The sequence below is a fragment of the Ectothiorhodospira lacustris genome (assembly GCF_022227785.1).
Taxonomy (GTDB): domain Bacteria; phylum Pseudomonadota; class Gammaproteobacteria; order Ectothiorhodospirales; family Ectothiorhodospiraceae; genus Ectothiorhodospira; species Ectothiorhodospira lacustris.
Genome location: NZ_JAJNQM010000088.1, coordinates 1 through 12,327, shown reverse-complemented (window position 1 = coordinate 12,327; position 12,327 = coordinate 1). Strand labels below are relative to the sequence as shown.

Sequence of the window (12,327 nt, the reverse complement as noted above, 5' to 3'; positions counted from 1 at the left end):
ACGGAGTCCACCAAGGTGATCTGCAGGTTGCGGTTGATGAGCAGGTGATCGATCTCCACGACACGGCCTTCGTGCTCAAGGCGCAGGTCATGCAGGAGCACCACAGTCTCGTCGAGGGGATCCATCTGCATTTCCAGCAGTTCCGCGAACATGTGGATGGATTCGCGCAACTGCAGCCGCAGCAACTCCCGATGAATCTCGGCCGACTGCCCGGGATAGGACTCCATCAGTTCGTGGAGTGCTTCTGCATGATGGGAATGGTCGTCGGGGTGCTTGATCAGCATGGTGAAACGCCTTGGCCGCTGTGGATGAGTCCCGGCTGGACGGTCGATCGGTTATTCCATGGTCAGGGATTCACGCCCGGGACCGGCGGGAATCCCTGCGTTCAGTCCGGATAATACGGCGACATTAAATTATTGTCCCGCCGGGATCAAATGACACCCGTCAGGGTAGGTGGGGACTGGCCAGGTACGCCCGTGACTGCATCTCCAGCAGGCGGCTGACACAGCGCTGGTATTCGAACCGCAGTCGCTGTCCCTGGTAGATCTGCTCGGGACGGGCCTCGGCCGAGATGATCAGCTTGACCTTGCGGTCGTAGAATTCGTCCACCAGGGCCAGGAACCGCCGTGCCGCATTTTCCATGGCCGCATCCATGACCGGCAGCCCGGAGATCAGCACGGTATGGAATTCCCGGGCGATTTCCACATAATCCAGCTGGCTGCGGGGGCCGTCGCAGATATCCTTGAAGTGGAACCAGACCACCCCGTCGGCCAGTCTTTGCACCGGGATCCGTCGTCCTTCCACCGCCAGAGCACCGCCTTGGGTACCGGGCTCCGGCGCCAGGGACTGAAAGGCCTCGTTGAGACGGACCCCGGCTTCGTCATCCAGCGGGGCATGGTAGATTTCCGCCTGTTCCAGGGCGCGCAGCCGATAGTCCACGGCCCCATCCAGATGTACCACCTCCAGATGACGTTGCAGGATGTCGATGGCGGGCAGGAACAGTTCCCGCTGCAGGCCGTCCTTGTACAGCGCCCGGGGCGGGATGTTGGAGGTGGTGATCAGGGTCACCCCGTTTTCCATCAGGCCCGCCAGCAGGCGGTGCAGGAGCACGGCATCGGTGATGTCGGAGACGAAGAACTCGTCCAGGCACAGCACCCGCGCCGTGGCCATCCGGTGGCTGACGATGCGGATGGGGTCGGGCTGGTCCTTGAGGGTCTTGAGTTCGGCATGGACCCTCTGCATGAAGCGGTGAAAATGCAGCCGCAGCTTGTCTTCCAGGGGCAGTGCCTCGAAGAACCGGTCCACCAGAAAGGTCTTGCCGCGACCCACGTCGCCCCAGAGGTAGAGGCCGCGGACGGGTTCGGCAGGTGTTGGTGCGCGGCGGAGCCAGCGGGTGAAGGCATGGCTGCGGGCGGGGCGGGGCGGGGCGGCGAGCAGGTCATCACGGATACGCTGCAGGTGCTGCCAGGCCTGTTCCTGGGCCGCGTCCAGGACCTTGTCCTGAACGTCATCTTCGAGCAATGGGCGATGTTGCGGCATGGCGCAGGCTCATTCAGACGGTCATGTAGCGGCGCAGCATAGCATGTTTTGAATTTGCCATAAGTAAATGCCTGTTTATTAGCAAGGTAATGGGGCTAAAACCCGGTATTGCCGCGGGCACTGTTCAGGTTGGGGCAGGGCGGTTAGCATTACGGGTTATTGACAGCCTGATCGATGTTTGAGTCCACCGCTGATTTTGAAACGAGAGTCGAGATCCATGAACAAAGCCCCGGCAACCGACCTGAAAGTCCTGCTTGAACAGTCCACCCCCGATGTTAATGGCTGTTTTGGTCCTTACGGTGGCCAAGCGGTGCCTCCTCATCTCAAGGCCATCATGGATGACATCTGTCAGGCCTTCCTGGATATTCGTCAGACCGAGGCCTATCAGAACGAGTTGGCGGAGCTCTACACCTACTATGTCGGTCGCCCCAGCCCCATCTACCATGCCAAGCGTCTGAGCGCCCATTGCGGTGGCCAGGCCGAGATCTACCTCAAGCGCGAAGATCTCAACCACACTGGTGCCCACAAGATCAACCATGCCCTGGGAGAGGCCCTGCTGGCCAAACACATGGGCAAGACCAAGGTCCTCGCCGAGACCGGTGCCGGCCAGCACGGCGTGGCCATGGCCACCGCCTGTGCCCTGGTAGGGCTGCCCTGCGAGATCCACATGGGGGCCGTGGACATCGAGAAGGAACATCCCAACGTCACCAAGATGAAGATCCTGGGTGCCAAGCTGGTCAGCGTCGAGACCGGCACCCGCACCCTCAAGGATGCCGTGGACAGCGCCTTCGAGGAATACATGAAGGACCCGGAGAACTTCTTCTACGCCATCGGTTCCGTGGTGGGTCCGCATCCCTTCCCCATGATGGTGCGGGACTTCCAGTCCATCATCGGCCGCGAGGCCCGGGAACAGTTCCTGACACTCAAAGGCAAGCTGCCGGACTATGTGGTGGCCTGCGTGGGCGGGGGTTCCAACGCCATGGGTCTGTTCTCCGGTTTCATGAAAGATCTGGCCGTGCGTCTGGTGGGCGTGGAGCCGTGTGGACGCGGTCTGGGACTGGGCGACCATGCCGCCACCCTGACCTACGGCACACCGGGCACCATGCATGGCTTCCACTCCTACATGCTGCAGGATGAGGCCGGTGAGCCGCAGCCGGTGTATTCCATTGCCTCCGGCCTGGATTACCCCTCTGTCGGTCCCGAGCACAGCTATCTCAAGGATATCGGCCGCGCCGAGTACCATGCCCAGGACGACGACGCCTGTCTGGATGCTTTCATGAGCTTGTCCCGTCTGGAAGGGATCATTCCCGCTCTGGAATCCGCCCATGCGGTGGCCTGGGTGATGAAGGCCGCCCGGGAAGCCGAGCCCGGCACCCGCTTCCTCATCAATCTGTCCGGCCGCGGTGACAAGGACGCAGACTTTGTTGCGGAGCGCCTGGGCCTCTGACCGGAGGGGTCGCTCCTGTGCAGGGGCAATTTCCTGTACAGGAGCGGCTGCTTGACCCTGAAAAAGCCACGCAGTAGCCTGCTCTCCTGACCGCTTTGTCCATCAGGACGATCCCGAGCCATGACGGAATCCCCGAAGGTTGACCCATCACACCAGGACCTGCCGGAATCCCTACCGGGCAAGGCCTATCGCCTCTGTACCGAAGGCGACAGACGCTGGTGCCTGCTGCGACGCCTGATCAACCTGCTGTATTTTTGGAAGATCGACTACTGCGCCGGCCGTCACTACGAGGACCTGCACCGCCGGCCGCTGCCGGGCCAGGACAGGGACGGCGGTCACTGACGGTACACTTCAGTGCCGCGATGGGGTGACCGAAGCCTCATCCAATCCAGTGTCGGGTTAGATAAAACGATTACTGATGCCCCCCGGACCGGAAATGCCACTTTCCCCGGTGTCCGCGGTCCAATCTCATCATTTGCTGATGAGGAAGGGCCATGAAATCCATCATCGCCGAACACCCCAAGGCAGCCCTCCATGGGCGCATGGTGCTGCCTTGGGGCGGAGCCCTGCTGGCCGTGCTGCTGGTGCTGGCATTGCGTGATCCGGCTGCGTCGCAGGCCGTCGAAGCCGACACGGCCGCCCTGCTGAGCGGATTTGCCGGCCTTAAAACGGCGCTGACCCTGGGCGCGCTGACACTCGTGAGCTGGCGTCTTTTGAGACCCGTGGACCGCCGCTACCTACTGGGTTACACCCTGGCGGTGACGGCCATGGCCGGGGCCACGGCCATGGTCTGGCAGTTGTCGCATCTGGGGGCGGCGTCGCTGTTCTTCCATGGCGGACTGTTCACCCTGCTGTTCATGGGGTGGCGGGACGTGGATCCGCTGTCCGGCCTGGGGCGCAGCCGGCGGCCATGAAGTCCCCGGCGGCCTCTGGCGCCACTCCCAAGTTGCCGCCTTCACTCCCGCTTCCCCTTCCCCTCACTCCCGCTTCTCTTGCCGTCACTCCCGCTTCCCTTGCCGTCACTCCCGCGAAGGCGGGAGCCCAGGCCTCGGCCTCAATATGCGCCCGTGCCGAGATCGGTCACTCCCGCGAAAGCGGGAGCCCAGGGGTTTTTGCACACACTGGATTCCCGCCTACGCGGGAATGACATACTATTAACCCGGCAATCAAAAGTCTTTGACTTAAAATCTCAAGCTATTGATTTCAATCGTTTAAAGTTGAAAATGATCATGCTTGTTTAATTGCCGGTTTGGTAATCAAACGTCTCCATCAACTTCCTGCCGGGGTAGGGCGCCCAGCAGACGCTCCAGATTCTCTCTGAAACGGGCCTGCTGCGACTCACCGGCCTCAAGGAACCGCACATCCTGCTGCACCAGCGCGGACATGATCCGCCCCGCCTCTTCCTGCGGACGATCCAGGAACGCCAGCACGGAACGGTTGAACTGCTCCTGCATCTCCCGCATGAGCTGTCCAAGACGCAGGCCGGGCCGGGCACGCTCGCCTTCCTCGATCTGCTGGGTCTGCTGATATCGCGCCGTGGCGGAATACTGCTCCACCCGGGTCATGCTCAGATCCATGGAAGCCAATTGGCTGCTGTCAAAGCGCAGATCAGGGACCATCTCGAAGGCTTTTTGCACATCTCCGTTGAAGAACTCATTGGCCAGGCCACTCACGTCCCGCACCAGGTTCTCGATGGCCTCCAGCTCCTGGGCATTGAGATCACCTTGAACCGAGAACCGGTAGCCGCTCTGCTCGGCTCGGCTCACATCCAGCCACTGCATGGACTGGTCACCGTCGCGGCTCATCCCGCCGCGTGCCTGGATGTCCGTGGCACTCTGGAACTGGACGGTCACCTTGTCGCCTTCGCGGGTGGTCAGGGTTAGTTCCAGGCTCTCGGCGCGGCTGTAACGCTGCATCACCGACAGATTGGTCAGGGACGACAGGGACTGTCCCTGACCATTGGGTGCCAGGGCCGTCAGACCTTCTAAGGTGAGCCGCTCCGTCTCATCCACCTGTTCGGCGATACGGCCATTGAGCAGGTTGAGGCCTTCCAGGATCTCGCGAGCTTCCTTGAAACCCCGTTCCACACCTTTCATGGCGCTGTCGTACATGGACTGCAGCTGTTCTTCGGAAGCCCCGCGGGCGCGTGCATTGGCCAGGCCCATTTCCACGAACTGGATGATCCGGTCCGAGACCTTTTCCGGGGTGTAATCCTCTGCCTTTAGCTGCTTGAAACCGGCGGCGTTCAGACCGGGCGTATGCTTGGCCAGGGCCTCCAGGATGCGGTTCTGGAGGTTCGAGAGCGCGCGAGTGCTGTCGTTGTCGGTACGGCCACCAGCTTGGGACATCCCCTGGTTTCTGGTCTTGAAGTCGGGGGTGCTGGGAAGGACCGTGACGGGTGTGTTGATCTTGACCACGGTGAACTCCGGGAATGATGGGTATGCTGCTTGTATCGGCAGTCTCTTGAATGACTTTAGGCTTTTGAATGAGATTGGAGATATTCTGAATAAGCCATTCCCGTGCAAGCGGGAATCCATTGACGTGCAGGACCCCCTGGGCTCCCGCTTTCGCGGGAGTGACGGCAAGGGCGATCGGGAGTGACGGCAAGGAGGGGGGGGCTTCAAGGGGTATTCTGAATACGTCATTCCCGCGCAAGCGGGAATCCATTGACGTGCAGGATCCCCTGGGCTCCCGCTTTCGCGGGAGTGACGGCAAGGGCGATCGGGAGTGACGGCAAGGGCGACCGGGAGTGACGGTGCAGGCTGGGGCCTTCTCATCTCGCCCTTCGGCAAATTCATGGGGAAACATTTCATATTATGGCAGTCAGAAAAGCCATGCCCCTCGGCGCCACGGTGCGCTGGATGATGGGCGTCAATCCACCACCGGAGCAAAACCCGGAAAAGACCCCAGGAGGGACGGTGATCCCGCTGACCCATCACGAAATCCTCAAACTGGTGGCGCCCTTTTCACGGGACGGCCGCCGGGTGGACCTGGCGGCCACGGACCGGCAGGCACGAACCCTGGTCTTTCAGCCCGTCGAGCATGAGTCGGTGGGTCTGGCCGGCCTGACCCTGACGGAAACCCTCACCCTGGAAAACCCGAAGGCCGACCAGTTCCGCCTGGTCCGTACCCTGGCCCATCCCTCGGGACTCAAGGCCAGGCTTGAGGTGGAAGGACCTACGGTGGAAGGGGTCTACCGGCAACTCACCAAGGTGGCGCCGGCGCAGCAGTTCATGCGGGTGGACGGGGTACTGGCGGCTCTGGACTATCGCGTCCGCCGGGTGGTTCGGCGTCGGCTGCAGGGCGGTGAGATCTGGCCCATGCGGTTTGCGGGCGGCGAGGCCGTGGTGGCCGGTCGCCGCCTGTGTCTGGACGCCCGCCAGGTGGAAGGTCTGCCGGCCAAGCTGGTGCTGGAAAAGCCGTCTGCAGGGGAGGTGGCTTTGCCCGCCGACCTGTTGGCCGTGCGCGGCCGCGCCTGGCGGGCCTTGCAGGCGACGGACAGCGGATGGAAGTCCACGATCAAACTGGCCCATCGAGAGCCGGAGCGTTCTGAGGATGCCGAAAGCAAGTTTGCCCGGACCATTTCCCATCTGGTGGCGGTCTTCTCCCACCCCCCTGAGGACTTTCATGCTCACTTCCTGCGTCGGCGCTGGCAGGTGGTCTTTCGCCGCAGCCTCCCGGTCCAGGGGGTGTTGGGCATCCTGGCTCTGGTACCGGTGCTTTACCTGCTGGGCCTGGGTCGCGAAGAGCCCTTGCCCCTGTGGACCACCGGCATCCCGCCGGTTCTGTTGCTGGCGGTCTTCTGGAGCTGGTCGCGGGAAGTTCCAGTGCTGGAGATCCCACCTCTGCCCAAACCCCTGGATCTGTCGGCCTGGGTCCGTGACACCGATTCTTGAACCAAGAGGATGGATTTAAAGCATGCAAGGCAACCCCATGAACATCCCCGCAGTATCCATTGCCGCCGCCAAGCAGGCCCTGATCGAGCAATATGCCGATCCAGTGCTACGGCGCCGGGCCTCCATGCTGTGGGGGACCCGGGGGGTGGGGAAATCCTCCATCGTCGCTCAGCTGGCGAGGCACTACGACGTTCCCTTGGTGGACCTGCGTCTGACCACCATCGAACCGGTGGACATTCGCGGCGCCATCTACGCCGATGAACAGCAGTCCCGCACCGTCTGGTTCCCACCGGAATTCCTGCCCGAGGCCGACACCCCGGAAGGAATCCTGTTCCTGGACGAACTGACTGCCGCGGACCAGCGCCTGCAGATCTCCGCTTATTCCCTGATCCTGGACCGCCGCGTCGGCCACTACCACCTTCCCGAAGGCTGGATGGTGGTGGCGGCCGGCAATGCCCGTTTCCACGGCGCCGTGAGCCACGACATGGGCACGGCCCTGGCGGACCGCATGTTCCATTTCAACGTGCAGACGGTGATCGACGCCTTTCTGGAACATGCCCTGGCGCGGGGATTCGCCCCCGAGGTCATGGCCTACCTCAAGGTGCGTGCCGACAAATTGGACGACACCCAGACCCAGCTGGCCAACGACTACCTGATCGGCGCCAGCCCTCGGGGCTGGGAGGATATCTCCAACGTGCTCAAGTCGGGCATGTCCGACAGTGCCAAGCGCCTGTTCGTTCAGGGGCGCATCGGCGCCGCCAACGCGGCGGAATTCTTCGGTGTGTTGCGGGAGATCCAGGCCGGGGTGGACGTCACCCGTCTGCTCGAAGCCGCCCCCGGCAAGGAGACGGCGGCCCTGCTGCCCCGCACCCTGGACGGCCTGTACGGCATGATCTATGGCCTTTTGGCGGCGGTGACCGGGGAGCACGGCATGGCCCGGGCCCTGGAGATCGTGGAGCAGTATCCGGACATCCGCGGCGACGTGCCCCTGCCCATCCGCGAAGCCCAGACCCTCACCATGGAACTGCTCATGCACCGGGCCCTGTCCCTGGGGCTGGAGAATGCCGTGCTGGGCAGCCCGGTCTACGGGCGCTACATGGAACAGCGTGGGGAATGAACACCCCCACCTTCACCACCGGCCCCACCCACCGGGGCACCCGCGCCATCCAGACCCTGGTGGAATTCGCCCCGTCCACGGGCGGCCTGGCCCTGTGGGTGCAGCACCGTGACCTGCCGGACGGGCGGGAGGCCCTGACCGTCGCCAACGACGGCCACACCATCTTCTACGGCCCCGCCTTCGAACGACTGCCTCATCCCCAGCAGGTGGGCCTGGTGGCCCACCAGGTGCTGCACGTGGCCCTGCGCCACCCCCAGCGTATGCAGGCCATCGCCCGTCTGAGGGGCAGCGTGGATCCGGCCCTCTTCAACATCTGCGCCGACGCCATCGTCAACAGCAGCCTTGGGCACCTCACCTGGATGGCGCTGCCCAAGGGCTCCGTCACCCTGTCCAGCCTGCTGGACGACGTGCTGCAGATCCAGCAAAGCGAGGAAAAATCCTTGCTGGAATGGGACGTGGAACGCCTCTATCGCCAGATCGACGACCGCCGGCCCAGTAGTGATTCGTCTTCCCGGCAATCCAGTCAGTCATCCCGGGAGGGTGACGGCGGCTCGGGCCCTGCCCGGGAAGGGCAGGGCGGTCAGGCCCAGGCCATGGAAGACGGCCCCCGGGCGGCCCGTGCCCGTCAGCTGGGGGCGGATATCCTCAGGGACCTGCTGCCCTCCGATGAGGATGCCCTCAAACCGGAAACTGTGGCAGAGCAGAGCCGGGAATGGGCGCAGCGCATCACCCGGGCCCACGCCGGGGACGGGGACTTTTCCATGCTGCGGGGCCTCATCGCCGATCTGCCCCGGGTGAAGGTGCCCTGGGAACAGGTGCTGCGCACCCGGGTCAGCCGGGGACTGGCCCGCCGACCGGAAGTGTCCTGGTCCCGGCCCTCCCGGTCCTACTTGGCCAATCGAGGGCGGGCACCGGGAGGGCGACGCATGCCCTGGGAACCGGGCATGGTCACCGCCGCCTCGGTGCCCCGTCTGGTGCTGGTGGTGGACGTGTCCGGCTCCATCGACGAGGCCTTGCTGGGCCGTTTCGCCACCGAGATCGAGGCCATCACCCGGCGCACGGAATCCCGCCTGGTGGTGGTCATCGGCGATACCCGGGTGCGGGCGGTGGAAGAGCTGGAGCCGGGGGTATCCAACCTGCGGGACATCGTCTTCGAAGGGGGCGGGGGCACGGACTTCACCCCCTTGCTGCAGGCTGCGGACCGCTATCGACCGGACATGGGCGTGGTGCTCACGGACCTGCAGGGGCCGGCCGAGTTTCGGCCCGGCTGGCCCGTGTTGTGGGTGGTCTCGGCGGCCTTTCAGGACGCCGAGCCCCCCTTCGGCACCCGGCTGGTGCTGGCCGACTGAGGCTTACGGCATCAGCCGGGTCAGCCCCCAGCCCGCCTCATCCCGGTGGTAGCGGAACCGGTCATGGAGCCGGTTATCCCGGCCCTGCCAGAACTCGAAGGCCTCCGGCACCAGCCGGAAACCGATCCAGCTCTCCGGCCTGGGCACGTCCCCGTCCGGATGGCGTTCCTGCACCGCCTTGAGCCGGGCCTCCAGTTCATCCCGGTTGGTGATGGGGGCACTCTGGTGCGAGGCCGCCGCCGCCAGCCGGCTACCCAGCGGACGGCTATGGAAATAGTCCTCCGCCTCCGCCACGGGCAACCGCTCCACGATCCCCTCCACCCGGATCTGCCTCTCCAGCGGCGCCCAGTAGAACAGCAGACAGCCGCGGGGATTGTGGGCCAGCTCCCGCCCCTTCTGACTGCGGGTATCGGAATACCAGCACAGCCCTCGGGTATCCAGATGCTTGAGCAGGACCATGCGTTGCGAAGGCTGGCCGTGGTCATTCACCGTGGCCAGGGCCATGGCGGTGGCATCGGGCTGGTCCGCCGCATCCGCCAGCCAGCGGCCCAGTTGCGCGAACGGATCGGCGGCCAGGTCCGCCCGGCGCAGGCTGCCCCGGCTGTAGTCACGACGGGTCTGTCGGTGGTCGATCTCGGTCATGACTGGCTCCGGCAACGGCCCAGGATCTCGCCGGCGGCGATGGTCCCGGACAGAATGGTGGGGGGCACCCCCGGTCCCGGCACGGTGAGCTGGCCGGCAAAGTACAGATTGTCCAGCTTGCGGCTCTGCATGCGGGGCTTGAGGAAGGCGGTCTGCATCAGGGTATTGGCCAGGCCGTAGGCGTTCCCCTTGAAGGCATGATAATCCTCGGTGAAGTCATTGTGGGCATAACTGCGGCAATACACCACATGCTCGCGGATGGACTGGCCGGTGATGGCCTCTATACGGTCCATGACGAGGGTGTAGTACCGATCGCGCACGGCCGGGGTATCCTCCAGCCCCGGGGCCACCGGGATCAGGACCATGAGGTTTTCCTGGCCTTCCGGTGCCACGGAAGGGTCGGTCTGGGAAGTGACATTGATGTACAGGGAGGGTTCCGTGGGCCACTGAGGATCTTCATAGATTTGCGCCGCATGGGCCTCAAAATCCGCATCGAACAGCAAGGTGTGGTGCAACAGTCCCTCCAGCTTCCTGTTCACCCCCATGTAGAAGATCAGGGATGAGGGGGACATGACTCGCTTGTCCCAGTAGGCCTGGTCGTAGGTGCGGGCCTCCCGGGGCAGCAGGACCTGTTCCATGTGGTGATAGTCGCCGGAGGCGATGACGAAATCCGCCTCGAACCGCCCCTGGTTCGTCTCCACCGCCACCGCCTTGCCGTCCCGGGTGTCGATGCGGGTGGCCTCGGTACTGAAGTGGAACGTCACCCCCTGTTCCTCCGCCAGCCGGTGCATGGCCCGGGCCAGCTGGTGCATGCCCCCCATGGGATACCAGGTGCCCAGCTTGATATCACCGTAGTTCATCATGCTGTACAGGGCCGGGGTGGTGCGGCCCGTCCCCCCCAGGAACAGGATGGGGAACTCCAGCATGCGCTGGATGCGGGGGCTCTTGAAGTAGCGGCTGATGTGGCTGCGGAAGGAGCGCAGCAGGTGCATGGAAAACAGATACTTGAGCAGCCGCAGCTGGGCGAACTCCATGATGGACAGACAGGGCTTGTTGGCGAACTCGCCGATGCCCACGGTGTACTTCACCTCGGCCTCCTTCATGAAGGCCCGCAGCTGCGCCCCGGCGCCGGGTTCGATGCTCTCGAACAGGGCTTCTGCTTCTTCCATGCTGGCGGGGATCTCCACGTAATCCTCCTTGCCGAAATAGATCCGATAGGACGGGTCCAGCCGTTTGAGCTCGAAATAGTCCGATACCCGACGGTCGAAGCGGGCGAAGAAGTCATCGATCACATCGGGCATCCAGTACCAGCTGGGTCCCATGTCGAAGGTGAACCCTTGCGCCGAGAACTGCCGCCCCCGTCCGCCGGGGATGTCATGGCGTTCGATCACGGTCACGTCCATCCCTTCCCGGGCCAGGGTGGCCGCCGCCGCCATGCCGGAAAAGCCGGCACCGATGATGGTGATCTTCTTCTTGTTCGTCATGGGGTTATCTGGATCTCTGGTCGATGGGAAGAAAGGCCACACGATACAAGAAAACGGGGGAGTGGGGCGCCCAAAAAACGCAAAATCGGGAAACGGCCGGCATCCCTGCCGAACCGGACGGCAAGTTGGAGCTGAAACAGGAAATGGGTCACAAATCACACGATGGGCGCAGATACCGCTTACGCATTACAGTTGCCTCGGCATCGCGCCCAAGCAGATCAACGTTACCGGTGTGCAGGTCGGTGATGACACACCGCCTGACGGTGGGGACCCTGGCGATCAGCACGGAAAACCTGACCTGAAACATGAAGTGCGTCACAAAATGAGATAATCTTGACTCCAGGACCATGCATTGGAAAGGTCATGGAGTACAGGGAACCTGTGCGGCCTGAATGGGGTAGGGCCGCTGCATCGCACCACACACAATCTCCGGCCGGATTCCTCATCCGACACGCGGGGGTGTGGGCATTCCACCAGCCTCATGCCGCTCCCATAGAGCAGAGCGGCGATCATCTATGCAACGCCCCCAAGTTCGCCAAGCATGCGCCGCACCTCCTCTTCGCGCTTGACCGAAACTCGCCAGTATTGCCCTTCGAAAGTCGTGTTCCATTCTGTGTAAGTTGGCTTATACGGAGTCTGTATAGCACTGGCCGTCTGGGAGCATGGAATCAGCCTGATCTGGTGTCAGGGTACTGGTTCGGATTTGATTTAATTTTGAATCAGTTATTTACCGAAGCGGTGCCAGAAAATGCGTGCTTTGTTCCTGGGGGGGAGGGGATGTGCTATACGGAATCTGTCTTTCCTGGGAAATGCCGATTCTGTCTAATCTGCTGTTGGGGCAGGAATACGGAAT

General features: G+C 63.2%; 11 protein-coding genes. 6 read left to right on the top strand and 5 right to left on the bottom strand.

Annotated features, from left to right (window positions below; all coding sequences use genetic code 11):
- Positions 1-284 (bottom strand): nuclease-related domain-containing protein (locus LQ952_RS13725; protein ID WP_238623194.1); only part of this gene is annotated, 284 nt, incomplete at its 3' end.
- A 160-nt stretch (positions 285-444) separates the two neighbouring features.
- On the bottom strand, positions 445-1,539 hold the full coding sequence (gene zapE, locus LQ952_RS13720) for a cell division protein ZapE (protein WP_238623193.1): 1,095 nt from the start codon (positions 1,537-1,539) through the stop codon (positions 445-447).
- A 217-nt stretch (positions 1,540-1,756) separates the two neighbouring features.
- Between zapE and trpB the strand changes: the two genes are divergently transcribed.
- The 3 genes from trpB to LQ952_RS13705 all read left to right on the top strand — a co-directional run bounded on the left by trpB (position 1,757) and on the right by LQ952_RS13705 (position 3,900).
- Positions 1,757-2,986, top strand: a complete 1,230-nt coding sequence (gene trpB, locus LQ952_RS13715; RefSeq protein ID WP_238623192.1) for a tryptophan synthase subunit beta — start codon at positions 1,757-1,759, stop codon at positions 2,984-2,986.
- 120 nt (positions 2,987-3,106) lie between these two features.
- Positions 3,107-3,328, top strand: a complete 222-nt coding sequence (locus tag LQ952_RS13710) for a hypothetical protein (RefSeq protein ID WP_238623191.1) — start codon at positions 3,107-3,109, stop codon at positions 3,326-3,328.
- 152 nt (positions 3,329-3,480) lie between these two features.
- Positions 3,481-3,900 (top strand): hypothetical protein, encoded by a 420-nt coding sequence (locus LQ952_RS13705; protein WP_238623190.1) that lies wholly within the window; start codon positions 3,481-3,483, stop codon positions 3,898-3,900.
- Positions 3,901-4,242: 342 nt separating this feature from the next.
- On the opposite strand, the gene LQ952_RS13700 is transcribed toward LQ952_RS13705, so the two are convergent.
- A complete protein-coding gene (locus LQ952_RS13700) occupies positions 4,243-5,403 on the bottom strand; it encodes a DUF5610 domain-containing protein (protein WP_238623189.1) in 1,161 nt (386 codons plus the stop codon).
- Between the two features lie 399 nt (positions 5,404-5,802).
- On the opposite strand from LQ952_RS13700, the gene LQ952_RS13695 reads away from it, so the two are divergent.
- From LQ952_RS13695 to LQ952_RS13685, 3 genes are read left to right on the top strand one after another with little or no spacing between them, the layout of a single operon-like run.
- Positions 5,803-6,882, top strand: a complete 1,080-nt coding sequence (locus LQ952_RS13695; protein ID WP_238623188.1) for a hypothetical protein — start codon at positions 5,803-5,805, stop codon at positions 6,880-6,882.
- 22 nt (positions 6,883-6,904) lie between these two features.
- The gene (locus LQ952_RS13690) at positions 6,905-7,999 is read left to right on the top strand and encodes an AAA family ATPase (protein WP_238623187.1); all 1,095 of its coding nucleotides are present in this window, start codon (positions 6,905-6,907) and stop codon (positions 7,997-7,999) included.
- Positions 7,996-9,348, top strand: coding sequence for a vWA domain-containing protein (locus LQ952_RS13685; RefSeq protein WP_238623186.1), 1,353 nt, complete (start codon positions 7,996-7,998; stop codon positions 9,346-9,348). Before LQ952_RS13690 ends, LQ952_RS13685 begins: the two co-directional genes overlap by 4 nt.
- 3 nt (positions 9,349-9,351) lie before the next feature.
- Here LQ952_RS13685 and pdxH read toward each other — a convergent pair whose 3' ends face one another.
- Together pdxH and LQ952_RS13675 are read right to left on the bottom strand one after the other, a co-directional pair.
- On the bottom strand, positions 9,352-9,990 hold the full coding sequence (pdxH, locus tag LQ952_RS13680; protein WP_238623185.1) for a pyridoxamine 5'-phosphate oxidase: 639 nt from the start codon (positions 9,988-9,990) through the stop codon (positions 9,352-9,354).
- Positions 9,987-11,474 carry a phytoene desaturase family protein gene (locus LQ952_RS13675; protein WP_238623184.1) on the bottom strand — a complete coding sequence of 496 codons (1,488 nt, stop codon included), beginning with the start codon at positions 11,472-11,474 and terminating at the stop codon, positions 9,987-9,989. Before LQ952_RS13675 ends, pdxH begins: the two co-directional genes overlap by 4 nt.
- Positions 11,475-12,327: the final 853 nt, after the last annotated feature.

What these genes read in the sequence shown, in the direction of transcription:
- LQ952_RS13690 (WP_238623187.1), top strand. Translation starts at nt 6,905, where the DNA reads ATGCAAGGCAACCCCATGAACATCCCCGCAGTATCCATTGCCGCCGCC.
- LQ952_RS13685 (WP_238623186.1), top strand. Translation starts at nt 7,996, where the DNA reads ATGAACACCCCCACCTTCACCACCGGCCCCACCCACCGGGGCACCCGC.
- LQ952_RS13710 (WP_238623191.1), top strand. Translation starts at nt 3,107, where the DNA reads ATGACGGAATCCCCGAAGGTTGACCCATCACACCAGGACCTGCCGGAA.
- LQ952_RS13705 (WP_238623190.1), top strand. Translation starts at nt 3,481, where the DNA reads ATGAAATCCATCATCGCCGAACACCCCAAGGCAGCCCTCCATGGGCGC.
- trpB (WP_238623192.1), top strand. Translation starts at nt 1,757, where the DNA reads ATGAACAAAGCCCCGGCAACCGACCTGAAAGTCCTGCTTGAACAGTCC.
- zapE (WP_238623193.1), bottom strand. Translation starts at nt 1,539, where the DNA reads ATGCCGCAACATCGCCCATTGCTCGAAGATGACGTTCAGGACAAGGTC.
- LQ952_RS13695 (WP_238623188.1), top strand. Translation starts at nt 5,803, where the DNA reads ATGGCAGTCAGAAAAGCCATGCCCCTCGGCGCCACGGTGCGCTGGATG.
- LQ952_RS13675 (WP_238623184.1), bottom strand. Translation starts at nt 11,474, where the DNA reads ATGACGAACAAGAAGAAGATCACCATCATCGGTGCCGGCTTTTCCGGC.
- pdxH (WP_238623185.1), bottom strand. Translation starts at nt 9,990, where the DNA reads ATGACCGAGATCGACCACCGACAGACCCGTCGTGACTACAGCCGGGGC.